The 26,064-nt window shown below is 63.4% G+C and carries 26 protein-coding genes and 1 pseudogene; 7 read left to right on the top strand and 20 right to left on the bottom strand.

Annotated elements, in window-relative coordinates; translation table 11 throughout:
• Positions 1-34: 34 nt before the first annotated feature.
• The 8 genes from Q0687_RS14935 to Q0687_RS14900 form a co-directional block, all read right to left on the bottom strand.
• Positions 35-3,139, bottom strand: a complete 3,105-nt coding sequence (locus tag Q0687_RS14935; protein WP_298877906.1) for a CusA/CzcA family heavy metal efflux RND transporter — start codon at positions 3,137-3,139, stop codon at positions 35-37.
• On the bottom strand, positions 3,132-4,358 hold the full coding sequence (locus Q0687_RS14930) for an efflux RND transporter periplasmic adaptor subunit (RefSeq protein ID WP_298877904.1): 1,227 nt from the start codon (positions 4,356-4,358) through the stop codon (positions 3,132-3,134). The genes Q0687_RS14935 and Q0687_RS14930 overlap by 8 nt, the downstream gene beginning before the upstream one ends.
• A gap of 124 nt (positions 4,359-4,482) precedes the next feature.
• The gene (locus tag Q0687_RS14925; RefSeq protein WP_298877902.1) at positions 4,483-4,803 is read right to left on the bottom strand and encodes a hypothetical protein; all 321 of its coding nucleotides are present in this window, start codon (positions 4,801-4,803) and stop codon (positions 4,483-4,485) included.
• 459 nt (positions 4,804-5,262) lie between these two features.
• Positions 5,263-5,625 (bottom strand): metalloregulator ArsR/SmtB family transcription factor, encoded by a 363-nt coding sequence (locus tag Q0687_RS14920; protein WP_298877900.1) that lies wholly within the window; start codon positions 5,623-5,625, stop codon positions 5,263-5,265.
• The gene (locus Q0687_RS14915) at positions 5,625-6,287 is read right to left on the bottom strand and encodes an SRPBCC family protein (RefSeq protein WP_298877898.1); all 663 of its coding nucleotides are present in this window, start codon (positions 6,285-6,287) and stop codon (positions 5,625-5,627) included. The genes Q0687_RS14920 and Q0687_RS14915 overlap by 1 nt, the downstream gene beginning before the upstream one ends.
• Positions 6,288-6,412: 125 nt before the next feature.
• The gene (locus Q0687_RS14910; RefSeq protein ID WP_298877897.1) at positions 6,413-6,931 is read right to left on the bottom strand and encodes a hypothetical protein; all 519 of its coding nucleotides are present in this window, start codon (positions 6,929-6,931) and stop codon (positions 6,413-6,415) included.
• A 12-nt stretch (positions 6,932-6,943) separates the two neighbouring features.
• Positions 6,944-7,795, bottom strand: coding sequence for an MFS transporter (locus tag Q0687_RS14905; RefSeq protein ID WP_298877895.1), 852 nt, complete (start codon positions 7,793-7,795; stop codon positions 6,944-6,946).
• Positions 7,796-7,822: 27 nt separating this feature from the next.
• Positions 7,823-8,260, bottom strand: coding sequence for a hypothetical protein (locus Q0687_RS14900; RefSeq protein WP_298877893.1), 438 nt, complete (start codon positions 8,258-8,260; stop codon positions 7,823-7,825).
• A 152-nt stretch (positions 8,261-8,412) separates the two neighbouring features.
• On the opposite strand from Q0687_RS14900, the gene Q0687_RS14895 reads away from it, so the two are divergent.
• Complete coding sequence (locus Q0687_RS14895; RefSeq protein ID WP_298877892.1) at positions 8,413-9,384, top strand: LysR substrate-binding domain-containing protein; 972 nt, start codon at positions 8,413-8,415, stop codon at positions 9,382-9,384.
• Positions 9,385-9,409: 25 nt separating this feature from the next.
• On the opposite strand, the gene Q0687_RS14890 is transcribed toward Q0687_RS14895, so the two are convergent.
• The 7 genes and pseudogenes from Q0687_RS14890 to guaA all read right to left on the bottom strand — a co-directional run bounded on the left by Q0687_RS14890 (position 9,410) and on the right by guaA (position 16,977).
• Positions 9,410-10,291 (bottom strand): AraC family transcriptional regulator, encoded by an 882-nt coding sequence (locus Q0687_RS14890; RefSeq protein ID WP_298877890.1) that lies wholly within the window; start codon positions 10,289-10,291, stop codon positions 9,410-9,412.
• Between the two features lie 164 nt (positions 10,292-10,455).
• The gene (locus tag Q0687_RS14885; RefSeq protein ID WP_298877888.1) at positions 10,456-12,678 is read right to left on the bottom strand and encodes a hypothetical protein; all 2,223 of its coding nucleotides are present in this window, start codon (positions 12,676-12,678) and stop codon (positions 10,456-10,458) included.
• Positions 12,679-12,827: 149 nt separating this feature from the next.
• Entirely contained in the window at positions 12,828-13,124 is a 297-nt protein-coding gene (locus Q0687_RS14880) for a hypothetical protein (protein ID WP_298877886.1), read from the bottom strand.
• A gap of 310 nt (positions 13,125-13,434) precedes the next feature.
• Positions 13,435-13,527 (bottom strand): annotated as a pseudogene (locus tag Q0687_RS14875) (AraC family transcriptional regulator); the annotation flags it as partial.
• Positions 13,528-13,656: 129 nt separating this feature from the next.
• Positions 13,657-14,241 carry a hypothetical protein gene (locus Q0687_RS14870; protein WP_298877884.1) on the bottom strand — a complete coding sequence of 195 codons (585 nt, stop codon included), beginning with the start codon at positions 14,239-14,241 and terminating at the stop codon, positions 13,657-13,659.
• A gap of 178 nt (positions 14,242-14,419) precedes the next feature.
• Complete coding sequence (locus Q0687_RS14865) at positions 14,420-15,325, bottom strand: HNH endonuclease (protein WP_298878051.1); 906 nt, start codon at positions 15,323-15,325, stop codon at positions 14,420-14,422.
• A 53-nt stretch (positions 15,326-15,378) separates the two neighbouring features.
• A complete protein-coding gene (gene guaA, locus Q0687_RS14860) occupies positions 15,379-16,977 on the bottom strand; it encodes a glutamine-hydrolyzing GMP synthase (protein WP_298877882.1) in 1,599 nt (532 codons plus the stop codon).
• 149 nt (positions 16,978-17,126) lie between these two features.
• Here guaA and Q0687_RS14855 point away from each other — a divergent pair, with 149 nt between their 5' ends.
• From Q0687_RS14855 to Q0687_RS14845, 3 genes are all read left to right on the top strand, one after another.
• Complete coding sequence (locus tag Q0687_RS14855) at positions 17,127-17,498, top strand: nuclear transport factor 2 family protein (protein WP_298877880.1); 372 nt, start codon at positions 17,127-17,129, stop codon at positions 17,496-17,498.
• A gap of 165 nt (positions 17,499-17,663) precedes the next feature.
• Positions 17,664-17,996, top strand: a complete 333-nt coding sequence (locus tag Q0687_RS14850; RefSeq protein WP_298877878.1) for a DHCW motif cupin fold protein — start codon at positions 17,664-17,666, stop codon at positions 17,994-17,996.
• A gap of 257 nt (positions 17,997-18,253) precedes the next feature.
• On the top strand, positions 18,254-18,463 hold the full coding sequence (locus Q0687_RS14845) for a cold-shock protein (RefSeq protein WP_027532363.1): 210 nt from the start codon (positions 18,254-18,256) through the stop codon (positions 18,461-18,463).
• Between the two features lie 227 nt (positions 18,464-18,690).
• Here the strand turns inward: Q0687_RS14845 and Q0687_RS14840 are convergent, their stop codons facing one another.
• Together Q0687_RS14840 and Q0687_RS14835 are read right to left on the bottom strand one after the other, a co-directional pair.
• Entirely contained in the window at positions 18,691-19,989 is a 1,299-nt protein-coding gene (locus Q0687_RS14840; protein ID WP_298877873.1) for an RsmB/NOP family class I SAM-dependent RNA methyltransferase, read from the bottom strand.
• Between the two features lie 34 nt (positions 19,990-20,023).
• Entirely contained in the window at positions 20,024-20,446 is a 423-nt protein-coding gene (locus Q0687_RS14835; protein WP_298877871.1) for an MAPEG family protein, read from the bottom strand.
• Positions 20,447-20,609: 163 nt separating this feature from the next.
• On the opposite strand from Q0687_RS14835, the gene Q0687_RS14830 reads away from it, so the two are divergent.
• Together Q0687_RS14830 and Q0687_RS14825 are read left to right on the top strand one after the other, a co-directional pair.
• Complete coding sequence (locus Q0687_RS14830; protein WP_298877870.1) at positions 20,610-21,227, top strand: acriflavin resistance protein; 618 nt, start codon at positions 20,610-20,612, stop codon at positions 21,225-21,227.
• A 68-nt stretch (positions 21,228-21,295) separates the two neighbouring features.
• Positions 21,296-22,138 (top strand): metallophosphoesterase, encoded by an 843-nt coding sequence (locus tag Q0687_RS14825; RefSeq protein ID WP_298877869.1) that lies wholly within the window; start codon positions 21,296-21,298, stop codon positions 22,136-22,138.
• 8 nt (positions 22,139-22,146) lie between these two features.
• Here the strand turns inward: Q0687_RS14825 and Q0687_RS14820 are convergent, their stop codons facing one another.
• Both Q0687_RS14820 and Q0687_RS14815 read right to left on the bottom strand, forming a co-directional pair.
• A complete protein-coding gene (locus Q0687_RS14820) occupies positions 22,147-22,446 on the bottom strand; it encodes a hypothetical protein (RefSeq protein WP_298877868.1) in 300 nt (99 codons plus the stop codon).
• A gap of 193 nt (positions 22,447-22,639) precedes the next feature.
• Positions 22,640-23,662: an NADP-dependent oxidoreductase gene (locus tag Q0687_RS14815; RefSeq protein WP_298877867.1), complete on the bottom strand. Its 1,023-nt coding sequence runs from the start codon at positions 23,660-23,662 to the stop codon at positions 22,640-22,642.
• A gap of 305 nt (positions 23,663-23,967) precedes the next feature.
• On the opposite strand from Q0687_RS14815, the gene Q0687_RS14810 reads away from it, so the two are divergent.
• Positions 23,968-24,432, top strand: a complete 465-nt coding sequence (locus tag Q0687_RS14810) for a hypothetical protein (RefSeq protein WP_298877866.1) — start codon at positions 23,968-23,970, stop codon at positions 24,430-24,432.
• Positions 24,433-24,449: 17 nt separating this feature from the next.
• On the opposite strand, the gene guaB is transcribed toward Q0687_RS14810, so the two are convergent.
• Positions 24,450-25,943 (bottom strand): IMP dehydrogenase, encoded by a 1,494-nt coding sequence (guaB, locus tag Q0687_RS14805; protein ID WP_298877864.1) that lies wholly within the window; start codon positions 25,941-25,943, stop codon positions 24,450-24,452.
• Between the last annotated feature and the right edge of the window lie 121 nt (positions 25,944-26,064).

Here is a 26,064-nt window from a genome sequence, read left to right as displayed (position 1 = left end):
TTCGGATAGGCGCCCCCCTCCGCGTCATTAATCCTCAACTCTCAGTAAGGGCACCGCGGCTCGCGATTGCCGCGGCGCGCCGTTCAGCGCGGCGCTCGATCGCGAAATACAGTGTCGGAATGATGAAAAGCGTCAGCAAGGTCGCCGGAATGAGACCGCCGGCAACCACGGTGGCGAGGCAGCGCTGCACGTCACTGCCGACGCCAGTGGCGAGCGCCGCCGGCAGCATGCCGGCGGTCGCGACCGCGGCCGTCATCAGCACTGGCCGCAATCGCTCGCTCGCGCCAGTCACGACGGCATCAGCCAGGGACAGCCCCTGCTCGCGCACGCGATTGAGGTTCGCGACCATGATGACGCCGTTCATGACTGCGACTCCGAACAGCGCAATGAAGCCGACGCCGGAGGCGACGTTCAGCGTCGTGCCGGTGAGATGTAGGGCCAATAGCCCGCCGAGCGTCGCCAGCGGCACTACACAGATCACCAAGAGCACCTGTCGCAACACGCCGAACTCGGCATAGAGCAGGACCATCATGGCGCCGAGCACCATGGCAAGGATAAGGCGGAAATGCGCTTCGGCGCGCTGCTCGCCCTCGAACTGGCCGCCCCAGGCGATGCGATATCTTGATTTGTCGAACGAGACCTTCTGATCGATGGCGCGGCCGAGCTCTTTCACAAGCGCTACCGGATCGCGATCGTTGTAATTGAACTTCACCAACAGATAGCGCTGGTCCATCTCGCGGTTGATCATGCTTTCGCCGGTCTGGAAGCCGATATCGGCGACCTGCGACAGCGGGATCAGCGCACCGTCACTGGAAGTGAGCACGAGACTCTTGATCGCCTCTGGACTTTCGCGCGCGGCCGGCGCAAAGCGCACCGTGACGTCGTAATGCCGCTCGCCGATGAACACCTGGGTGACCGCGCTGCCGCCAATCCCAGTCGAGATCAGGTTGGCGACGTCGCCGACATTGATGCCGAAGCGCGCTGCGGCTTCGCGGTTCACACGGATCGAGATCTGCGGCAGCGGCTTGTACTGATCGATCGACGCGTCACTGACGCCCGGCGTCCGGTTCAACACGCCGATAATGTCCCTGCCGATCCGCTTCAACTCGCCGAAATCGTCGCCGAACACTTTGACTGCCAGCGACGAATGCGGATCAAAAACCTTGTCGAGCACGCTGTCGATGATCGGCTGGCTCATCGCGATCTCGAAGCCGGGCTCCTGATCGAGCCGCGCCTTCATGCGGCGCGCCAGCTCCCCCTTGGTTTCGCCGGCTGGCCAGGTCCGATAGTCGTGCAGCCCGATTGCCGCCTCCATGTGGGCCGGCGTCCATGGATCGGTGCCGTCATCATTGCGACCGATATGGCTGACGATATACGATACCTCGGGGAATCCGTTCACGACACGCCTTAGCTCGGCGACCATCTCGGTCGCCTTGCGCAGCGAAATTCCCGGCTGCAGATCTGCGTGGAGAAATAACGCACCTTCGTCGAGCTCGGGCAGGAATTCACGCCACACCGTGGCGCCGAGGATGACGATCAAAAGCGCCGCGGCGGCGCTCAGGCTGTAGACGATCCGCGGCCGAAGTAGCGAGCCCTGCAAGGCGCCACGGTACCCTCGCTCCAACCGCTGCAGCAGCACGTTGTGAAATAGCCGCTGCGGCCGGCGATAGGCGACGTAAGCAAGGCCCGGCACGACCAACAGCGCGAACGCCAGCGCGCCGAACTGCGCATAACCGACCGCATAGGCCAGCGGATAGAACAGCTTTGCTTCGATCCGCTGCAGCGCGAACAGCGGCAGGTACGTCGTGATAATGACTGCAGTCGCAAAAAAGATCGGCCGCGCCACCTGGCGTGCCGCGTCGCGCAGGTCGGCCTGACTGAGCGGCTGGTCCGGCCGCGCTTCGCGGCGGCGCAGGATCGCTTCCATCATCACGATCGAGCCGTCGACGATGATGCCGAAATCGATGGCGCCGAGCGACAGCAGGTTAGCGGAAATGCCGGTGTGGCGCATCAGGATGAAAGCGGTGACCATCGAAAACGGAATGGTAATGCCGACAATGAGCGCACTGCGCGGGCTACCGAGAAACAGAATCAGGATCACCAGCACAAGCAAGATGCCAGTCACGACCGTGGTCGCGACCTTTTCGATGGTGGCATTGACGAGTTCGGACCGGTCGAGATACGGCACGATCTGTACGCCGTCGGCCTTCAGCCGCACATTGAGCTCGTCGATCTTGGCGTGCACGCGTTGCAGCACCCGCGACGGATTTCCCCCCCGCAGCAGGAGCACGGTGCCCTCGACGACATCGTTGAGGTCGTCCTTGCCGACGATGCCATGACGCTCCTGGTTGGCAAGCTTCAGCTTGCCGAGGTCGCGCACAAAAATAGGTGTGCCGTTGTGCTGGGCGACGACGATGTTGCCGAGATCGTCGAGGGTCTGGACGAGACCAATGCCGCGAATGACATAGCCAAGTTCGCCGCGATTGAGCACGCTGCCGCCGGCGCTGGCGCTATTCGCCGAGATCGCGTCGGTGACGTTCTTGAGCGACAAGTTGAAGCGCACGAGCTGTTGCGGGTCGAGTTCGAGCTGGAATTGCGTGGTGACGCCGCCGAAGTTCGAAACGTCGGCGACCCCCGGCACCTGCTTGATAGCGGGTATCACGGTCCACTGCTCGATCTCGGATAGCTCGCGCAGGTTCTCGGTGTCGGACTGGAGGATGTAATACAGGATCTGGCCGGTCGGCGACGACAGCGGATCGAGACCCGGGGTCAATCCCTGCGGCAAGGTCGCGCCCTGTATCCGCTCCATGATCCGTTGCCGCGACCAATAGTCCTCTATTCCGTCGCGGAACACGAGCGTGATCAGCGACAATCCGAATGTCGATCGCGAACGCATCATGGAAAGCCCAGGCGTGCCGTTGAGCTCACGTTCCAGCGGAATAGTGACTTGCTGCTCGACCTCCTCGGCGGCGAGACCCGGCGCCTGGGTCACCACCTGGGAGGCTGTGTCGGCAACGTCGGGGTAGGCTTCGACCGGCAACTGGGTCCAGCAGTAGGCGCCGTAGATTGCCGCAATGATGCACATCATCGCGACGACAAGACGCTTCTCGAGCGCCAGCGTGACCAGCCGGTCAATCACCGAGCAGCACTCCGCCTTTGACCACGATGCGATCGCCAGGCTTGATGCCATTTGCAATGAACGCCTGCTCGCCTTGCTGGAACGCGATATCGACGGTGCGCGGTTCGAATTGCCACGGAGAGGTCTCGACATAGACCTGCGTCAAGTCGTCCTTGAGCACCAGCGCGCTGGTTGGCGCGATCGCGAGCGTCCGGCTGCTGGTGTGGAATGTTGCAGTTGCAAACATTCCCGGCCGCAGCCGGCCGTCGGCGTTGTCGAAGCCGATGCGGACCTTGATGCGGCGAGTATCGGCATCGAGCACGTCGCTGACGAAGAGCACGCTGCCGTGCCTGACTTCGTCGGGGTAAGCGACGAGGCGGACATCGACCGGCTGGCCTTTGGCGATCTGTGCGATGTCCTTCTCCGGCACGCTTGCTGTGACCCAGACGCTGGAGAGGTCGGCAATCGCTAGCAGGGCCTGGGTCGAGTCGTTCCAGTATTCGCCGGGCGCAACGCCGAGATCGGTGACACTGCCGTCCATCGGAGCCACCACGCTCACGGTGCGCGACTTGTTCGGCGTCTCGGGATCGATGCCGATCTGCTTCAAATGCGCGGTGGCGCGCTGGTCTTCGACCTCCGCGGTCGCGTAATCGGTTTCGGCTTGCTGCAGATCCTTCTCGGCAGCGCCGCCGATCTTCGACAGGCCGCGCTGGCGGTCGCGGTTCTTCTGCGCCAGCGCCAGTAACGCCTTGGCGCGATCGTAGTCCGAATAGGCCGCGGCGAGATCAGGCGAGTCGATCACGAACAGCGGTTGGCCGGCCTTGACCTGCTCGCCGAGCGTGACCTTCAGCTGCGTGACACGGCCGGCCAGCGGCGGTGCCACCTTGATCAGACGGGCCGGATTGACTTCGACCACAGCGGGCAGCGCAAGATCCCGGGGAACTTCGCGCGCGACAACGGATGCGATCGCGAGCTTGCCCCGCACCGGCGAACCATCGGGTACCGCAACGGCGTCGCTTGAGTGGACCAGCGCTGCGGGCTTCGCGGCCGCCTCGGGACGGCCGGGAGGACCGCCGACAAAGCGATAGAGCGCGACGCCTATCAGCAGCACCGCCACCAACGCCGAGATGCCTTTTACGCGCGATGGTGCGAAGGCTGCGCGATCGCGGCCGGCGGGTCCCGCTGCGCCCAGAAACGAATCGTTTGGGGCAGCGGACTTGGTATGGGAATCGGCGAGCATGTGGCGTCTCGTCCGAATGGAATTTGGGAAGGCATGCGCAAACGAAAGCGTTTGACGCGAAGCCGGCTCAGTCGTCTTGGGAAGCGCGCGTTATGACAGCAAACGCCGCAAGGCGCCTCCGCCTTCAGGCTGCGGGGGGGCCGCGCGCCTGGAATGACGCCGGCGGTTCGGCCACCGCGGCGAACTCGAAGCGCGGCTGCACTACCAGGAAATGGGCCGCGAGGGGTAGTGGCAGCTCCGGGGCAACCGACGGCGCCGATATGGCGATGAGCTGGATCAGCGCGCAGGTCGGACAATCGATATCCGCGAGTCCGTTATGGCTGGGACCTTGCGGTGCCGTGCTGTCCGACTGCAGGCTTTGCACTGCAGAGGCGAGTGCGGCGGACGGTGTGTGCACGTGACCGAACGTCAGCATGAACTGCAGCGCCAGCGCGATCAGCGCCAAGCGACTGCCATACTGCCTTTTGGTTCGGAACCAGCGCATCAACCCCGTGTGATTCCCTTAAAGAGCGGCGCCCCGGCGCATCCAGGCAACCAGCTTGGTCAGGCTTTTCGGTTCCTGTCAATCTCCCTCATTGCGCTCGCGATTTAGCGCTCTTGTTGGAGCTTTGGCGCGGAGCATCGTCGTACCAACAGGAAGGTCGTTGGGATGTCTGGGTTGGGCCATTTTCGACAATTTTAGGCGACGATTTGATGTCCGCTCCTGAACAGCATGGGCCTATGTCGTGTTCTGCGAGGCGCTGCTCAACCTTGTCGCGACGAAATTGGGCGACAAGGCGCTCAACTCCCTGGCGGGCCGCGAGCGGCTGATTGCGGAGATGAACATCGAGGTCGGCTGACCGCACGGCTGCCCGTCATGGCAGCAACGCCGGCCACGCAACGGGTGAGCCTTTCGTTCGCGGGGTCAGGCCCTCTTGCCGCTCCGTCCGGTCATCGGCGCGTTGCGACGCGCGCGCTTGCCGCGCGCGATCTCGGTCGCCAGCGCGTCGAGCTTCGGCTCCCAGAAATTCCGGAACTGACCGATCCATGCATCCACCGCTTGCAGTCCCGCAGCATCGACCGAATAGAGCCGTCGCTGCGCCTCCGCCCGGACGGTGGCAAAGCCGTTCTCGCGCAGCACCTTGAGGTGCTGCGACACAGCCGCCTGGGTGATGCCGAACTCGGCACCGATCGCTTCGACGACTTCACCGGATGCCATTTCGCCCGGCGCCAGCAGTTCGAGGATGCGGCGGCGCACGGGATCGGCGAGGACCTCGAAGATGTGCATCAGCTTCCCGTGCCCGGATGTGCGACGTCGGGCGGCATCTCGCCGCGATAGAATGCGATGGTGCGGTCCGAGCGCTGCTTCGCTATATCGGGGTCGACGCCGCTTGCGACATGCGCCGCTCGCCAATGCTCGCCCGCATCAGTCATGAAGTCCTTGCCCGCAGGAGAGCCCATCCACGCCTCGGCCGTCGCATGGTCGACGGCTGCCCCGGTCGCAACATATCGCTCCAGCCCCGCAATGGCGAGGTCCCAGCCGATCCCGACTGCACCTGGACCGAACTGATTCCAATGATCCTCGATGATCGCGATATGCTCCAGCGTCAACCGCGCCTGGCTTCGCTCTGCTGCGAGCGTGACGTCGATCCAGCTGACGGCGCCGCCGAATTCCCAGGTCGCGGCAAAATGCGTCGGCGGCGTGCAGGCGATGATGGTGCCGCCTGCATTACCCTTCAGCTGGTACTTTCCACCGACCTGGAGATTGCCCTCGACCGGCAAGAACCAGCGCGGAATGCGCTCCTTGTTGGTCACCGCGTCCCAGAGATCCTCGACGCCAGTGTCGTAGAGCCGCGTCAGCATCACGGCGCTGGCCGGCTTCCCGTCTTTCTCGAAATTGCGCACCGCGCGCGTCACGAGCCCCAACGCTCTGGCGGCGTCGATCTCCATTGCAGTCCTCCCTGTCGTTGAGCAGCGAGGACGAATATCGATCTCCGCTAATATAAGTCAAATCTTATATTAACGCAGCCCCCTATTGCAGGGAACATCACGTCTGACCACAAGCCGGGTCCAACTCAAGCCGCGCCCGCCAGCGCCACGGCATCGGCGGCAAGCCGAGGGCGTGCCAGAAGATAGAATGCGGTGACATGCGTGATCATCAATAGCGGCACGTAGATGATCGGGATCGCATAGGTCGAGGCAAGCCACTCCGCATGCGCGGGAAGGCCGACCTGGATTGCGTCATAGTAATCGACGATGAGATCGATCACGCCGACGACATTGAAGGCGACGACAAACAACCAGAAGAGCGGGCGTATTCTCACCGTGAGAAGCGCCAGCATCGCGAGCACCCCGGTCGCGAAGTCGCCCCAGGCGGCGAAATTGGCGAAGCTGACCGGCAGGTCCGGGCTCACGATGCCGGGAAGGATGAAGACGAGCCCGAAGAAGCGGAAGCTGTGCAGCGTGGCGATGGCACGGTGTGCATCGACCCTGTCCATGCCTCTGAGCCAGGGCCAGACATAGGAGCCGAAGCAAAGCGCCCAGGCGACATAACCAAGGACGAGATGGGTCCGGAAGAGAGTTTCTGTGGTCATTCTGGTCTCCGATCAGATCGCGACATCGCGGGCCCCGCTCCGACTGCGGCGACGCAGCTGGCGCAACGACAATGCGTGCAGCAGGATCGAGCTTGGCACCACGAAAGCCGGGGTCAGCACATTAGGATAGCCGTCCAATCCGACGTTCGGGCCATCAGGAATGATCAACTGGAACGGGCCTGGCGTGATGATCATCCCCAGGGTGATCGCGACGACGAAGTCGGCGAGACCGAACATGTTCCAGAGGATCGCTGCCTTGCGTCCCTCAGCCGTGCCTGATGCCAAGGCCGTCGCCGCTGTTACGGCGAACAGGCCGGTCAGCACGTCGCCCGTGCCTGCCGGTAGCGCCCACAGGCCGGGCAGCCGTCCAAGCAGCCAGTACGCGAGCCATTGGCTCCCGACGACGCGATAAAGCTGAAGGGCGACCAGCCACGTCGTCGGCATCGCATCGAGCAACTGCCCTACCCGCTTCGACAACAGCAACAGCGGAGTGCCGACGAAGAGGGGCAGGAAGATCGCCGCTGGAAGCAACGGCAGTTGAGAGTAGCCCGTGCGAAAGACACCGTTGATCGCTGCAGACCAGGCGACGGCAGCCCATAGCGTGAAGGGCACAATGATTGCGAGCCAGGTCGCACGCCGCTGGCTCGGCGTGAGGTCGGTGCGTTCAAGGCCGAGCCACGTGCCGAGCGCAATGAGTCCATAGGCGGTCAACCGGGCCGCCAGGGCCGGAACGCCGCTCTCGAGAAGCACTGGTTGCGCGTAGAGAAGCCAGGTCCACAATGCCGTGAGTGGAACGGTCCAGAGCAGGCTGTTCAGGGCGCGAGGTGGCGGGGCAATCGCAGCGGGAACAGCATCTGACGTCATCGGCCCACCTCCCTCAGGATCCTGCTCTTATTGTCGGCGCTCGGGATTGGCCATGAGCAGCCGAAGCGGCAGCAGCGGACCGATGGCGGTGTAGTCGTGGTCCATCAGACCCTGCTTGGCCAATGGAAGGTCTTCCATGATCGCCTTCGCTGCGGCGACATCCGTGACATCGACGAAGAACACGACACCGCGTCCGTCGCCACGCGAATACCACTGCTGAATTTTGCCACCGAGATAGAGCTGCACGGTCTCTCGGATTTCGGCCGGCATGACGGCCATGACCTGCTCACGCGTGACGCCCGCCTTCGCGGTGAGGATGACCATCACCCCGGTGATCGTGGGCGAGAAGGCTTGCGGGGCGGATGGTGGGTTGGATTGGGTCTGGGCGTTGGATAGATCGGCCATGGAAGTCGCTCCCATCAGGGTTAGGGTGAGCATGACGACAAGCTTAGGGATCACCTGCATAGGTCTCGTCTCCCGGAGCACCGCGGTCACCTCTGTTTCTCCGAGATGACGCTGATGTCGGAAAATGTCCGCCGTCAGCGATTGCTCCAATCTGCCGGCCAGACATACGATCGATTGTCGCCAGCGACTATCCGGGATAATGTTGACGGGCTATGAAGCAGAACTTCACAGTCAGACAGGGCGCACTCGATGGCGTGGAAGCGTTCCTGAGCGTCGCCCAGCATCGCAATTTCCGCCGTGCCGCCGCAGACCTCGGCGTGACACCCTCGGCCATCAGCCAGGCGGTGCGCGCGCTCGAGGCGCGGGTCGGCGCAGCCTTGTTCATACGCACCACACGGAGCGTCGGCCTGACCGAGGCCGGCGCGCAGTTCCTCGCGCGCGCCAAGCCTGCCTTCGAGGAGCTCGTTGCCGCGAGCGATGTGGCACGCGACCTTGGGCGGCGGCCATCAGGACTATTGCGCCTCACCGTGCCGCGCGCGGTGGTGCCGATCCTGCTGGAGCCACTGATCGCGTCGTTCTGCCAGGCCTATCCCGAGGTCGAGGTGGAGATCGCCGCAGGGGAGGAACTGGTCGACCTCGCGGCCAAAGGGTTCGATGCCGGCGTCCGGATGGGCCAGTTCGTCGCCACCGACATGGTCGCGGTGCGGCTGACGCCCCCCTTCCCGTTCATCGTCGTCGGCAGCCCGGACTATCTGCGTCGGCACAAGCGGCCCGAACGGATCGATGATTTGCGCCGGCACGCCTGCTTGCGCATTCGCCGCAGCAACGGATCGATCGCGCCATGGTCCCTTGTCGATGGCAACAGGAACGTCGAAGCGATCGTCTCGGGACCGCTGATCGCGCACGACTTTCCCACCATGCTTGGCGCAGCCGTGGAAGGCCTGGGACTTGCGCAAGTTCCCGCGCCGATCGCAGCACACCTGGTGAAGACAGGAAAGCTGGTCGAGGTGCTGAAATCGTTCGCGCCGATGACGCCGGGCGTGTTCCTCTATTATCCCAGCCGGCATCAGATGATGCCGAAGCTGCGGGCCTTCATCGATCACGTGAAGAGCCGCGCGGTCGCGGCCGGGAGAACGCGCGACCAGGCGGATGACAGGCGAACGCGGGCGAAGAAGCGACGCTGACGTGCGAGGCGCGAAGGCCAGGCCGCTATTTCAGCGGCAAGAACACGTCGGCAACCGTCTCATGCTCCGGCACCTCCGGGAAGAAGCTCAGCCGCTGGCAATAGATCGGGAAGTCGCGCGCCTCCTCCCCGCTGGCCGGGAGCCAGTCGCGATAAAGATAAAGCGCGGCGGGCTCCAGATTATCGGTATAGCCGACGACCCGCAGCACCGCGCAGCGCCCGCCGGGGATCTCGCCGGCCCTGATGTCTTCACCATCAGCCTCGATCGGCCGGTCGGTGCCGACACAAAGGTCCGTGCTGTAAGCGGCCGGCGAAGAAGGACGCCGCTCCGAGCGCCAGACATTGAACGTCGGGCTTGTCCTCGGATGCAGTCCGGCGGCCTTGCGCCAGGCGATGAAGCGCCGGATGCTGTCGCCGAGCGTCGCCGGGTCGCCGCGATGCTCCATGATCGCGACCCGTGTGGAAGGGACATCGCGGATCTTCACGTCGTCAGGGGTAAAGGTCTTCTGCATGAGCTTGCTCCTCGCATCTTCGAGAGGCCCGAAGGCCACAAGCCACGGCTCCCATTCGGGAGAGTTGCGGAACGACGACGGCGATTGCCCGAACCGTTGCCGAAAGGCGCGGGCGAAGGCATCCGGTGCATCGTAGCCGGCATCCATCGCGATGTCGGTGACGCTTTGGGCGTCGGCAAAGGCCAGCCGGTAGGAAGCGCGCTTCATACGGGCCAGCTGGACATAGCGATGCACCGACAACCCGAAGATCGCCGTGAACTGCCGATGGAAATGAAACCGCGAGAACGCCGCAACGCCGCTCAGCGTTTCCAGGTCCAAATCGGCGTCGAGATGCCGGTCGATATAGTCCAGCACCCGCCGCATCCGCTCCTGATAGTTTCGCAGCGCTGCCGTCATCGTCCCTCCTGTCGTGGCGGCATGAGTTAGACCGGTATGGCCGCGATGCGCTCGACCGATCTTGCGGTTTTGGCATGAATACGTAAGCGCCGCACCTCCGACAATTTCGTCGCAGGTGCGGCGTCATTCAAATGGCAACGGCCTTCACGAGGTTAGCGAAGGTCTCAGCCCTTCCGCCCGCGCTTCTTCGCCTTCGCCGCGCGCTTTCGTGCCGGCGGCGCGGCGCGCGCTGGAGTACGGCCCGCGCGGCCACCGGTATCGGCGGCGAGATCGGGGCGCAATCTGGCGAGCTTGGCGCGGTCGGGCAGCATGTCGGCGAAGCCGTCGATGACGCTGGGCGCTGGCGCACCGTCGCCGGCGACAGAAGCGGCGCGGGCGCCTGCCGGCGCTGCAGTCTGGCTGAGGGCCTGCAAGCGACGGCAGGCTTCGCCGAGGTGATAGGCCTCGCCCCCGAGTGCGACCCATTTGCCGACGTCCGCGTGCATCACGAGATTGGCCTGATGGTTGTCGGTGGCGCTGGTCGGATAGTCGACGAACACGTCGATCCCCGACTGCACGCCCACCATCACGCCCTGGGCCGACCACGACACCGCGACGTCGACGCGATAGCGGCCCGGCTTCTCGAAGGCGAAGCCCGAGGTGCTCCAGAACACCTTTGCCGAGGCCGTGACGCTTTGGCCGGCTTCGAGCTCGGCAAGCTTGGCGTGCTCGCACAGGATCACATAGGGCCGCACGGGGCGTTCGCGCCCCTCGCCGTCGGTGACGGTGATCGAGCCGAACAAGGCCTCGATGCTGACGTCATTCGGCGCGCGCAGCGACACGCCGCTGTTGTTCGTCATCGTCCAGGTCAGGTCGAGCGGCTGGCCGAGCGCGACGCGATCGGTCGCGGCCGTGACCGTCAGCGCCAGCTCGGAAGCGTCGAAATCGTGCCGGTCGGCGGCTTGCGGCGCACCGGTCGGGAACCAGCTTGCGAACGGCCATCCGCCTGGCCGAATGACGGGATCCGGCATGTGGTTGAGGTGATGACGGACATTGGTGTTGTGCGCGAGCTTGATCTGATCCGGGAACACGCCGGGTTCGCCGGTCGCGGGACCGCCGAGCACATCCGCGACGCTCGGCGTCGTGGTCATGATCGAGTTGTCGGCCGCCGTCTCCTGCTCCTGGTGGATCTGGTTCAGCGTATGCGTCAGCTCGTGGGTCGCGCTGCGCAGGAACGCCCGTGGCACGTCGCGCTGCTTCTTGTTGGCGGCGAGGCCGAAGTTCGAGGAGTCCGAGACGGGATAACCGTCATCGGAGAAGCTGGCGCAACCTTCGCGCGGAACACCGATCGTGTCGTACATGATGCCGCGCGAGCAGCCGAGTTTTGCGGGCACCACGATCATGTGCACATGCCATTCGGCGTCCAGGTTGGTCGCGGGATTGCGCACACTGGTCATCAGCGCGTGCAGATCCGCCGAGCTCCAGCAATTGGTCGGCACCACGCCAGCGGGCACCGGAACGTTGAGCTGGTCCTGCACGACGTTCAGCTGCCAGCCGGTCCTGGCGAAGATCGTATCGAAGAATTCCGTTCCGCCGGCCCCATCGGGCACCAGTGCGGGCCTGACGGCGCCGACCAGCGTGTCGATCTCCAGCGTCGCGCGGCGGAAGAACTTCGACACCCAGGCGAGCGTGACGCTGCCCTTGTCCACGCCATTCTCGAACAGCCGGCCCTCGTAGAACGGCCCGCCGGTCAGGGAGAACGGGAACGGCGCCGGCACCTTGCTGAGCTTCATGGTCACGGTGCGCGACGGCGTTGCGGGGAACGTGCCTTTGAATTGGCCGGCCAGAGGCTGCGTGTAATTGAACTGCTCGGCGACGATGGTGAGCTCGCATTTCGCCGTGATCGGGACCCGGATCGGCGCGGACACGCTGGTCACCCTGAGATAGGACGAATAGCGCGAGCGCGGAAAGATCGGGATCACCGGCCTGCGGATCGGCAGCGGAATGAGCGGCTCGTCGACCGCGCTGAGCGAAGCTGCGAGGCTCGTCAATCCCGAGCCTTCACCTTCCTCCTCGTCCTTGCTGATCACCGGCGGCAGCGGTGGGTTCGGCTTGATCACCGGCAGGCGCGAATAGAGATCGCCGCTGACGATCAGATTGTCGGGGCCGCCGTCGGGCGCGGAGCGATCGACGCGCAGCGTGCCTTCGAACGACACGAAGCCGAACGTCGGCTTGAAGTTGATCTGGTAGCAACCTTCGCGGAAGTCGAGCCGGCACAGCTTGAACGGCGGAAACGGCGGAACGGGTATTTTCACGTCCTGCTCGCCGGACTCGTCATCGCTGAAGCTGATGTGCCGGGACAGCGGCACCTGCGGATTCATCGCCGGCTCGACCGAGGCCGCGGACATTTTTGCAAGGCTTCCACTTGATTCATGCTCTGAGCAATTGCACATGTCGTCTTCTCCTCGTTGAAATGGCGAGGCGATCGACGTGAGCAGCGGGCTCATTCGCGGGGTACGCCCGCGTTATTCTGGTCGGCCAGGGTGTTCGTGCGATCCTACGCGCGCCTGTAAGTCACAAGACAGCCCTCTGAATCCGTAAACTCAAACCGGTCGGCCTCGAGTGAAATGCGATACGTCACAAGTTCATCGTTCGCCGTCCCGACGACGAGTGTCCTGGAGTCCTCGAGACGGTAGATGCCCGCGTCCCACCACACCATGCCCTGCCCTGCCCCGCGCATGCCGCGGTAGGTGCCGGTCGAGAATGTGAGGGTTGCAGGATATTTGTCCGCACACGCGGCCGCCGTGGTTTTGGTCCACGTCCCAACCATGCTCTGTCCGTGTTTGTCAGCCATAGTGTCTCCACAGCTCTCATCGCCCGGCACAAGGCCGGCCTGTGGCCATTTCAACATGTCGCTCTGGCGTGTGCAGCTCATTTGCAGCTGATGTGGTGGATTTTACCGCCACAATCACAGCAGGTGTTTTATGGCAAGATTTATGGGAGGGTGCGTGTGAAGGGGTTCACAGCGAGGGTGCGACGATTGAGCACGGGCGGTCGGACCAACGAAAGTTCGGCGGAGAAGCGGCTCGGTCCGCATCCTGCAGGCCGCATACGTGCTGCGATATGCAGAGCCCGGGCAGCCTCTGTTTAGTGCACTGGCACCGTAATGACAAATCCAGATCGGCGTCGAGATGCCGGTCGATATAGTCCAGCACCCGCCGCATCCGCTCCTGATAGTTTCGTAGCGCCGCCGTCATCGTCCCTCCTGTCGTGGCGGCATGAGTTGGACCGGAATGGCCGCGATGCGCTTGACCGATCTTGCGGTTTGGCTGGAACCGGTAGCCCGGATGGAGCACACTCTACCCATCCGACACGGGCTTGCGAGACTATGAGGCCAGCCCAGCCTTTGCTCGCGCAAGGATGCTATCCCAATTCACCTGTCCGCTGGTGGCCAAGTCTATCTTGAAATAGCTGTCGTGGTGACCGATGTAAGCTGGAAGCGCCTTGGGCCCATGGGTACGCCACGCATCGGCGAACCATTGCTCCAGAAGCTCTGAAGCCACTTCCCCCGGTTCAATCGCCTCGTATTTCTCATCATCGTAAATTTCGGAGGGAACGACGACCGTCCGGCCTTTGAGAAACCAGTGCCCCTCCCGGTCGACAGGTTCGCCATCGGCATCCATCGCCCACAGTGCCACAAAAAATTTATCGCTAAACTCAGACGCGTCGTATTCAATCAGGAGGAAGCTCGCCTCCTCATCCCACGACAATTCTGCGATCCTCGCGATTTCTGTATTCATTAGAGGCGCGATCTTCTGAAAGTGCTGCCGTACCCCTTCAACGAATTCCTTCTTTTTGTCGTCCTCACCCATGCACCCCTCGCCACTATCGATATTACTTGCTTTCCAGAGTTGGAAGGACAGGGTGGAGGCAAAACGATAGGCCCCAGCGAACCCCCACAACTCACTCATTAAGCGCTCCCCGCCAGTTCCTGGCGCGGCCCCATGATCCGATAAGAATAGAGCCTGAAAAGAGCCAAATGCAACCTTTCCGAGCATCGCGGACACATGAACCATCGTGATATCGGGGGCGATTGGTCGGGTTGCGGACGCGGCGTGCCATCCTGACGTGCAAGCGCGACCCGTCCCGCTACTGCTTGAAGCAATGCTCGCGGTGCCACTGCAGAAAATGCGGATGAGGTCGATCCGACGGCCTTCTCGGCTCAAGAGCACGACCCGTCTTGTTGATGACCGATCGGACTCCCTCCAGATCGTTTGTCTGACGCGATATCAGTACTTCGAGATCATCTGTGAGGCTGATCAAACCACGGTCGAACATCCAATGAGCCGTACCTGAGAGAGCGATCCCGTTGCTAACGATGTCCGGCCCGTTTGCCTCCACAGGCCGAATGTGAGCCGCTGCAACTTCTGCGCGCCCCATTCCGTTGATGAGCTTCAACCCCGTAATGGCGCAGCGTTCATCATAGGCGCGCAGCACGATCCGACGAAAAACGCGATCGCGCAGAACGCGAGATACGGTGAGGCTGACGCGATCTCTTTGCTGCTCAAATATGAACGGCGCCTGCTCTCTTTCATCGAGCTGAGCCAACCGAACATCGGCATCAACTCGCGGCAGCAACGGCGCGCCTTCCGCAAAACCAAGTTCGAATATTCTATTGAAATCTTCGAGCGAGATAGGACGAACCGCAGACTGAGCACGTCCTGAAATTCGTCGCTGCTCGTTCAGAACGCCGCGCTCTACGGGCCCAGTCGGCCCTTTGAAAGAAACCGGATTGGCAAAATCGAGATAACTTCCTGGCACGATCAGAGCGAGATACATTCCCGGAGTGCCCGGGTCAGGAATAACTTGCTGAACTCGAGCAATCGCAAAATAGCCGCGCGTCTCGGCGACCTTGCTCGGCTCGTAGTAGATTATCCAATCGCCGACGCAGGCTTCGACCCGGCGGAGATACTGACTGGGAAACTGATACTGCTCAGCTGGGCTGTCATCGTAGATCGAGTCCGATCGATGGATGAATACCCCAAATCCCGTGATCTAAGCGGCGCCGCCTCTTCGGGGCATTAGAGATCGAAAAGGCAAAGCTTCCCCTACTCCCACTCAATCGTCCCGGGCGGCTTGCTGGTCACATCATACACCACCCGGTTCACGCCTTTCACCTCGTTGATGATGCGCGTGGCGGTCTCGCCCAGGAACTTCATGTCGAACTGGTAGAAGTCCGCGGTCATGCCGTCGGTCGAGGTGACGGCGCGGAGGCCCACGACGTAGTCATAGGTGCGGCCGTCGCCCATGACGCCGACGGTCTTCACCGGGAGCAGCACGGCAAACGCCTGCCAGATCTCGTCGTAGAGGCCGTGCTTGCGGATCTGGTCGATGTAGACGGCATCGGCCTTGCGCAGGATGTCTAGCTTGTCGCGGGTGATATCGCCGGGGCAGCGGATGGCGAGGCCCGGACCGGGGAACGGGTGGCGGCCGACGAAGATTTCGGGCAGGCCAAGCTCGCGCCCGAGCTTGCGCACCTCGTCCTTGAACAGCTCGCGCAAGGGCTCGACGAGCTTCATGTTCATGCGCGCAGGGAGTCCGCCGACATTGTGGTGCGACTTGATGGTGACTGAAGGTCCGCCGGTGAAGGAGACGCTCTCGATCACGTCGGGATAAAGCGTGCCTTGCGCGAGGAAGTCGGCGCCGCCGATCTTCTTGGCTTCCTGCTCGAACACCTCGATGAAGAGACGGCCGATGGTCTTGCGCTTGGTCTCGGGGTCGGTGACGCCCTCTAACTCGCCCAGAAACTGCTTGGACGCATCCACGTGCACGAGCGGGATGTTGTAGTGATGACGGAATAGGTCGACGACGGTCTTGGCCTCGTCGAGGCGGAGCAGGCCGTGATCGACGAACACGCAAGTCAGCTGGTCGCCGATGGCTTCGTGAATCAGCACGGCCGCGACGGCGGAATCGACGCCGCCCGAGAGGCCGCAGATCACCTTGCCCTTGCCGACCTGGGCGCGGATCTTGGCGATCTCCTCCTCGCGAAAGGCGCGCATGGTCCAGTCGCCGGAGAGGCCGGCGATCTTGCGGATGAAATTGCGGATCAGTTTTGCGCCGTCGGGCGTGTGCACCACTTCGGGGTGGAACATCAAGCCATAGTATTTGCGCTTCTCGTCCTGGATGATGGCGAAGGGCGCGTTCGGCGAGGTGCCGGCGACGGAGAAGCCCGGCGGCATCTTGGTGATACGGTCGCCATGGCTCATCCAGACCTGGTTCTTGCTGCCCGACGACCAGACGTCCTCGAACAGCTTGCTGTCGGCTTTGACCTCGACGTCGGCACGGCCGAATTCGCGGTGATGGCCGCCCTCGACGGTGCCGCCGAGCTGCTCCGCCATGGTCATCTGGCCGTAGCAGATGCCCATCACGGGCACGCCGGAGGCGAAGATCAACTGCGGAGCACGCGGCGAGCCTGCCTCATGCACCGACTCAGGCCCGCCGGACAGGATCACCGCCTTCGGCTGCATCGCCTTGAAGGCCTCTTCGGCCTTGTTGAACGGGACGATCTCGCAATAGACGCCGTCCTCGCGCACGCGACGCGCGATCAGCTGCGTCACCTGGCTGCCGAAGTCGACGATGAGAATCTTGTCGTGCGCCGAGGCCACTGAGGGCGTCGACGCGGAGCGGTCGTTCTGTGCTGCTGTCATGGCAAGCCAATACGCGATGAGCCTCCCGCCCGCAACCGCGTGCCGGCGCGCGCCCACATGCTTCTTTGGGCATGGACAAACCAATATATGTCAGCATTATTGACCTAATTTGCCTCGCCATGAAGCAGGGGCCAATCAGGGAGAACGCCATGTCTCAATACCATCAGCCGTCACAGCTTGCCGCGCTCGGCCGGACCTGGGTGGACGCCTGGAACGCGCGCGATCTCGAGCGCGTGCTCACGCTCTATGATGATGCCACCGTGATGACCTCGGACCGCATTCCGGCGATGGGATTCGATGCCAGCGGCACCGTGCGCGGCAAGGACGCATTGCGGGCCTATTGGAGCAAGGCTCTCGGGCTGCTGCCGGAGCTGCACTTCTCTCTCATCGATGTGTTCGTCAGTCCTGACAGCCTGGTGGTGTTTTACGAGAACGAACGCGGGAAGAAGATCTGCGAATATCTGCGGGTGAATGATGCAGGGCTGATCGTGCAGGGCTCGGCGAACCATCTGCCGCATTGAGATGCTCCCGGTCACTCGTAGGGTGGGCAAAGGCGCCCTTGCGCCGTGCCCACGATCTTGTCCAGGATCGCAAGAGATGGTGGGCACGCGCCCGCCTTCGCTCTTCGCGCGAAGCCAGACGCTTTGCCCACCCTACGAATTTCGAGAATTCAAGGACCCCTCCCCATGAAACTCCCCACCTCGCCCTTCACCGTCACCGACTGGAGCAAGGTCGAAGCCACCACGCATCCCGGCGAGACCGGGCACGCGCTGTGGCGCACGCTCGATATTGGCGAGCTCCGCGTGCGGATGGTCGAGTATTCGCCGGGATATCTCGCCGATCATTGGTGCGATCGCGGGCACGTGCTCTACGTGCTCAAGGGCGAACTCGACAGCGAGCTGCGCGACGGGCGCAAGTTCAAGTTGACGCCGGGCATGAGCTACCAGGTCTCGGATTTCGGCGATGCCGCGCATCGTTCTTCGACGGCGGTGGGGGCGACACTCTTCATCGTGGATTGATGGAACTATCCTTCGGGTGTGCAGCGCAAAATAGCAAAGTGCAGGACGCTCGCTGCGAGCGCGTGCCGCCTTGAAGTTGCCCCAAAAAATCGCTAGATTGTGAACATCGATCCTTGGCCGAACGACTGGGCCGCTCCGTCTCATTTCCAATGGGCGAGCACGTTTCAGGTATTTCTCCAAAATCGACCAATCGGGACGTGGGCGCGGTAATGCGCATTTGTCCCCCTGAGTGCATCGTCAATTGAAAGGAAATGACTATGGCAATGGGCACCGTGAAGTGGTTCAACAACCAAAAGGGCTTTGGCTTCATCCAGCCGGATGACGGCGCAAAGGACGTTTTCGTTCACATCAGCGCCGTCGAGCGCGCGGGTCTGTCGACCCTCAACGAGGGTCAGAAGGTCTCCTTCGACATCGTCGCGGACCGCCGCAGCGGCAAGTCCTCGGCCGACAACCTCCGCGCCGGCTAGTTGACCGCGCCATTCGCGATCTGACCACGGACGTACCGGCAGATCGTCGAGTTCAGAAACCCCGCGACCGGGATCCCGGTTCGCGGGGTTTTTGTTTGCGCTGTCATTTCGGGGCGCCCGCAGCGCGGTGCCGTAGGGTGGGCAAAGCGAAGCGTGCCCACGAGTCGTTCATGACCGCGAGAGATGGTGGGCACGGCGCAAGGGCGCCTTTGCCCACCCTACGCGACCTACGATTTCCTCAACACCGACACGAAAAACCCGTCCGTCCCCGTGCGCCTCGGCGTCATCAGCCAGCCCTCCTCCGACTTCAGCGCGGCTTGCGCAAAATCCTCGGCCTTGTCCCAGAGCACGCTCGCGGTCTGCTCCGGCGGCACCACCGAAAACTCCGGATGCTTGGCGACGAAAGCCCTCACCTGTCCGCCATTCTCTTCGGGCAGCACCGAGCAGGTGATGTAGGCGATGCGGCCGCCTTGCTTCACCAGCGGAGCAGCACGCTCCAGCACCTCAGCCTGATCCTTCAGACGGATCTCGAGCGCGCCCGGACGCATGCGCCATTTGGCATCGGGGTTGCGGCGCCAGGTTCCGGTTCCCGTACAGGGCGCGTCGATCACGACGAGATCGGCGGTGGCGCTGATATCGGCGAGCGGATCGGCCTCGCCCTTGGGCGTGCGGATGTCGGCATTATGGACGCCGGCGCGCGACAGCCGCTCGTGGATCGGCGCGAGCTGGCGCTTGTCGCGATCGGTGGCAATGAGGCGGCCCTTGCCCTGCATCAGGGCCGCGAGCGCCAGCGTCTTGCCGCCGGCGCCGGCGCAGAGATCGATCACCTGCTCGCCCGGCTTTGCCGCGGTGAACAGCGCCGCGAGCTGCGATCCCTCATCCTGCACTTCGATGCCGCCCTTGATGAAGTCCTCCTCGGCCTGGATGCCGGGGTTGCGCGCATCGGCCGAAAGCTCGATGCGCACGCCGTTTGGCGACCATGGCGTCGGTTTCGCATGAAGATGAGCAAGCGCCTTCAGCACCTTGTCGCGATTGGACTTTAGCGTGTTGACGCGCAGGTCGAGCGGCGCCCGGCTCGCCATCGCCACCGCCTCGGCGGCGCGGTCCTCGCCGAACACTTTCGCAAGATGGGAATCAAGCCATTCCGGATAGTCGCCGGCAATGGGAGCTGGCGCATCTTTCAGCGAGCGCTGGCTGAGTGCGGCCTGCTCGGCGTCGGTCAACGGCTCCGGTGCAAACCGGCTGCCGTCGAACATCGCAGCCATGGTGGCCGTATCCATGTTCCGCTCCAGGCGGAGCATGCCGATCAGCCGCGCGCGAGCGGTATCGGAATCCATCAGGAAGGCGCTCGAGGCGTAGCGGCGCAGCACGTCCCAGACGAGGCCGGCAATGGCGGCGCGGTCGCCGGAGCCGGCAAAGCGGTGCGCGGTGCCCCACTCCTTCAGCGCTTTCGCCGCTGGCACGCGGTCGCGCTCGATGGTGTCGATCAGTTCGATGGCTGCGGACAGCCTGGCAGCGGGAGTCATTTGAATCTTTCAGATGAGATCAGACGGGCAAGCGTCAGATCAGCAACAGGATTTTCAGTGCGAAGTAGATCCACATCGCCAGCAGCACGAGCACGCCGGCGATCCAGACCGACGAGCGCCGGCCGAGATCGTTCGAGGTGACGAACACGCCGGCATGGGCAAAGCGCGTCACCACGAACACCCAGGACATCAGCACGATGAAGAGATCGGCATGGCGTAAGGGGAGCGCCAACGCGATCAGGACGTAGAACAGCAGCGGCAGCTCGAACTGGTTGCGGTAGCAATTGGCGATCTGGGTAGCGCCCTTCGGCCAGTTAGGCTCGCCTAGCGCAATGTCGCGGATCTTGGTGTCGCCAGAGACCAGCGCCTTCCTGCGCCCGAATACCATGCCAATCAGCAGCGCGAAGGTGAGGCCGATCTGCACGAAGACCGGCAGCAGGACCATTTGGACGGACATCGGATCTTTCCCGTAAATCGCGGATTGCCGCGGCCCGTCATTAGCCGCGACTTCTGGCGCTGACAATCAACCAGTTGAACCGGCGTTCCCGATTCCGCGACCAACTGGCGATCATTAAAGCTTTTGGCCCCCTGAGCCCGGCGGAAGACGCCAAGAGACCCACATGAGCACCCTGTCCAACCTCTGGACCGAATCCGCCGACGGCCAACTCGGCATCTGGATGTCGGCGCTATCGGGCGTCGCGGCGGCGCTCGCCGTCGCTCTGGCCATGACGGTCTATTTCCGCCTGGCCTACCGCACCTGGCGCGATGTCGTCAGGCACGGACTGGCGGCGCTCGCGGCATTCGCCCTGTTCGCATTCGTTGCCTTCGACATGCGCCACGCCGCGCTCGCCTATCTCGGCCTCAACCCGTCCAAGCCGGCGGTGGAGTTCGAGATCCGGATGCCGCGCGAAACCTTGACCGCCGTGTCCACCGACACCCAGATCGAGTTGCACACCGACCGCAACCAGACACTCGCGCTGGTCGACGGCGTCAGCGACCTCACGGATGGACGCGCGGTGCTGCGCGGCGCGGTCGCCCTCAACTATCGCACCGCAGACCGCATGCTGGTGGTGAGCCTGCCGGGCAAGGGCACGTTCGAGTTTCGCCTGCGCCTGCCCGCCGAGCCGCATCGCACCGAGCAGTTCGGCCCCTGGCATCTGGCGGACCGCATTGCCTCGCCAGTGGCAGGCGCGGTGGCGCAGCAGGACGCCTACTCAATCCGCTATCGCGTGCTTTAAACTTTGTTTCATCGCGGATCTTGCGCTGATGTCATCGTTCCGACGTTTGGCCGGACGATAGTTTATGCATGTCCGAATTTCGCATCACCCAGATTTCCGACACGCATCTCGGCCGGCGCTTTCCCGGCCTGATCGCAAACTTCCACGCGGTCAGCGAGCACATCGACGCAAGCAGGCCCGATCTCGTCATCCACACCGGCGATGTGTCCTTCGACGGCCCGAGCGGCCGTGAGGATGTCGCGTTTGCGAAAAGCCTGCACGCTGCGCTGCCCGTCGACTGTCGCTACATCCCCGGCAATCACGACATCGGTGACAACCCGACCGCACTAGGGCCGGCGCCGAAGCCGCCGGTCACCGAGGCGCACCGCCAGCAATTCCGCGACATCATCGGCGAGGACCATTGGTCGTTCGATGCTGCCGGCTGGCGCTTCATCGGCCTCAACTCACTGGTGATGAATTCAGGGCTTGCGTTCGAGGCCGAGCAGTTTGACTGGCTCATGTCGGAGATCGCCGAGGTGAATGGCAGACCGGTCGCGCTATTCATCCACAAGCCGCTGTTTCTCAACCTGCCCGACGATGCTGAGCTACCGGAGACCTCGATCCGCTACGTGCCGCAGCCGGCGCGTGCGCGGCTGCTCGAAATGTTCGCGCACACCGATCTCCGCCTGATCGCCAGCGGTCATGTGCATCAGCGCCGCGACTTCACGTTCCATCATATCAGGCACGTCTGGGCGCCCTCAGCCGGCTTCAAGATCAACGACACGCGCCAGGACCGGATCGCGGTCAAGGAGACCGGCCTCGTCGAATACCGCTTCGCCCTCGATGGTTTTGAAGTCCGTCACGTCCGCGCGGCGGGCCAGGTCGATATCGATATCGAGGAGCTGTTCGCCCAGAGGGGCGGCGAGCACTAGCACCGCCTTCAGGCGACGCTCTTGAGATCCTGCTGGATCGCAGCCAGCAACGATTGCAACGCATCGCTGGTAACGGACTTGGCCGCTTGATCATTGGCAGGCGCAATTTTTGCCAGTTCGACGGCCTTGACCGGACGCTTGGGGAAGCGCGGTGGCGGCGACGGCATCGGAGGCTGCACGAATGCCTCTTGATCCTCGCTGTGAACGAACTTGCCGTGGATGACGTCGTCATGGCGCCCCATGACAAACATCGCCGCCCAATAGCCGGCAGCCAGCAGGATTACGCAGAAAATACCGATCTCTAACATCGCAACACCCTAAATATGCGCGATGATTCAATGCCTTCACCCTGGCGTCAATGAACCCTCGGTCACACGCTGCGCCTTTTACGGGCAGGTGTGGCCGATCGGTAACTATTCGTTAACCACTGGCGCCCGGGGTGTGGCACCGGCGCAACTCCAAGACGTCCCAAGCCTCCTGGAGGCGCTCCAGGCTCGGGCTCTACGCCTTGTCCGGCCCGACCCGGACCAGCTGCTTGCCGAAATTGGCGCCCTTCAGAAGCCCGATGAAGGCGCTGGGCGCGCTCTCCAGGCCCTCGGTGACGAACTCCTTGTACTTCACCTTGCCTTCGCGGACCCATCCCGACATGTCGCGCAGGAAGTCGCCATGGCGCGAGGCGAAATCGGAAACGATGAAGCCGCGGAAGGTCAGCCGCTTGGTCAGCGTCGCGCGCATCATCGACGCGGCCCATTTCGGCGGCTTGGCTTCGGTGTCGTTGTAGTGCGCGATCAGGCCGCAGACCGGCACGCGCGCGAAGGGATTGAGCAGCGGAAAGACCGCCTCGAACACGGCGCCGCCGACATTCTCGAAATAGACGTCGATGCCTTTCGGGCAGGCATCCTTCAGCTTCGCCGCCAAATCAGGATCGCGGTGATCGATGCAGGCATCGAAGCCCAGCTCCTTCACCACGTAGTCGCACTTGTCCTTGCCGCCGGCAATTCCAACTGCACGTGCGCCCTTGATCTTCGCAATCTGACCCACGGCGGAGCCGACTGCGCCGGAGGCACCGGCGACGACGACAGTCTCCCCGGCTTGCGGCTTGCCGATATCGAGCAGGCCGGTGTACGCGGTCATGCCGGGCATGCCGAGCACGCCGATCGAGGTCGAGATCGGACCGAGCTTGGGATCGACCTTGATCAGGCCCTTGCCGTTCGAGATCGCATGCGTCTGCCAGCCGGTCCTTGCGCGCACGATATCGCCCTTGGCGAAATCAGGATTGCTGGAGGCCGCGACCTCGCTGACGGCCTCGCCTTCCATCACGCCGCCGACCGGCACCGGCGCCGCGTAGGACGGACCATCGCTCATGCGCCCGCGCATATAGGGATCGAGCGACAGCCAGATCGTGCGCAGCACAACGTCGCCGGCGCCAGGCGTTGGCACCGCGAATTCCTCCAGACGAAAATCGGATGATTTGGGTTCGCCGACGGGACGCGCGGCGAGAACGATGCGTTTGGCTTGGGACATGGCTTCCTCCGAATTGTGTTTCGGCGCGAACGGAAGCGGAGGCGACGCGGCGCGTCAATACAAAAGCGGTGGAGCAGCTGATCGCTGCGCCATCAGCGCTCTCGTGTTCCGGACGCGCTGCTGCGCAGAACCTGGGACCCGAGAGCGAAGGCGAATGGTGCTGTCCTTCGCTAGAATTTTAAGTGCCGGGTTAAGAGCAAGATCAGCCTGCCAGTCTAGGCTGTACCAGGGAGATCGCCTCGCCTCTGCCGTGCACAGCGGCCTCTCCAATGAAATCAATGAGCGAAATGACAATTGGACAAGGAATGACATCGCTGAAGCAGCAAGTCGGGCGGATGGGTCTGATGGCCCCGAAAAGCACGGCATGGAAAATAGCGTTCGTCATGGCCGGCTTGCCGATCATCTTCTTCGTGATCGGCCCCACGCTCCTTGCGTGGCTCACAGGCAGGTCCACGGACCTCTTTACAACGGCGGGCGATCTTGCGGCTCTGATGCTCATCCTCCTGCCGACATGGATCGCGCTCTTTCTCAATCAGCGCCATGTTCTGCTGATCTGTTTGTCAAACCTGCTCTGCGTCTCGATTGGCCTCCTCGCAGCGGCCGACATGCCTGTCCTCAGCTGGGCCGGCCTCGGCAGCGAAGCGTGGTGGTCGGTCCTCGGGTGGCAATTCGCACTCATCTGGTCGTTCATCAACGGCACGAAACCGGACGCCGCGGAGTTCTCTCACGCCGCACCGCCGATCCCATCCCTGACGACGATCAACCCATGATTTCGCGTCCGGCGTAACTAACCCCCGCCCGGATAGTTCGGCGATTCGCGCGTGATGGTGACGTCGTGGACGTGGCTTTCGCGCAGGCCCGCGCCGGTGATGCGGACGAACTGCGCCTTCTCGTGGAGCTCGTTCATGTCCTTGGCGCCGACATAGCCCATGGCGGCGCGCAGGCCGCCGGCGAGCTGGTGCATCACGTTGCCGACCGGGCCCTTGTAGGGCACCTGGCCCTCGATGCCTTCAGGCACGAGCTTGAGCGAATCCTTGATGTCCTGCTGGAAGTAGCGATCGGCCGAGCCGCGCGCCATCGCGCCGACCGAGCCCATGCCGCGATAGGCCTTGTAGGAGCGGCCCTGCCACAGGAACACTTCACCCGGCGTCTCGTCGGTGCCGGCGAGCAGCGAGCCGACCATCGCGATGTCGGCACCGGCGGCGAGCGCCTTGGCGAGATCGCCGGAGAACTTGATGCCGCCGTCGGCGATGACGGGGATGTCGGACTTCTTGGCGGCCTCGACCGCATCCATGATCGCGGTGAGTTGCGGCACGCCGACGCCGGCAACGATGCGCGTGGTGCAGATCGAGCCCGGGCCGATGCCGACCTTGATGCAGTCAGCGCCCGCATCGATCAGCGCCTGTGCGCCGTCCGAGGTCGCGACGTTGCCGGCGACGACCTGCACGGAATTGGAGAGACGCTTGATGCGGTTCACCGCATGCAGCACGTGGCGGGAATGGCCGTGCGCGGTGTCGACGACGACGAGATCGACGCCGGCATCGATCAGCCGCTCGGTGCGCTCGAAGCCGGTGTCACCGACGGTGGTCGCGGCGGCGACGCGAAGGCGGCCCTGCGCGTCCTTGCAGGCGAGCGGATGGGCGACCGCCTTCTCCATGTCCTTGACGGTGATGAGGCCGACGCAGCGATATTGATCGTCGACCACCAGCAGCTTCTCGATGCGATGCTGGTGCAGCATCCGCCGGGCTTCGTCCTGGCTGACATTCTCGCGCACCGTGACGAGCTTCTCGTGCGTCATCAGCTCGGAGACTTTTTGCCGGCGGTCGGTGGCAAAGCGCACGTCGCGGTTGGTGAGGATGCCGACCAGCTTGCCGGGCGTGTTCTTGCCGGCGCCGGTGACGACGGGAATGCCGGAGATGCCGTGATCGCTCATCAGCTTGAGCGCGTCGTCGAGCGTGGCGTCGGGGCTGATCGTGAGCGGGTTCACCACCATGCCCGACTCGTAGCGCTTGACCTGCCGCACCTGCGCGGCCTGCCCTTCGGGATCGAAATTGCGGTGGATGACGCCGAGGCCGCCGGCCTGCGCCATGGCGATCGCCATGCGGGCCTCGGTGACGGTGTCCATGGCCGAGGCCATGATCGGGATGTTGAGCGGAATGGCGCGGGTGACGCGGGAGCGGATGTCGACTTCGCCCGGCATGACGTCGGACAGGCCCGGCTTGAGCAGCACGTCGTCGAACGTATAGGCTTCGCGGATGCCCTGAAGTTGCACCGTGGCCATCTGCCAACTCCTTCCTGCGGCCCTGCCGCAAATAAGTATGGATGAGCGCCGCCCTCGGCGTACCTTGCGGCATCGCCTTGAGAATCGGAGCCCATCGGTGGGGTTGACGCGGGTCGATAGC

The sequence above is a fragment of the uncultured Bradyrhizobium sp. genome (genome assembly GCF_936928535.1).
Taxonomy (GTDB): Bacteria; Pseudomonadota; Alphaproteobacteria; order Rhizobiales; family Xanthobacteraceae; genus Bradyrhizobium.
Note: the sequence above shows the minus strand (reverse complement) of the source record. Positions and strands in the feature narration are given on the sequence as shown.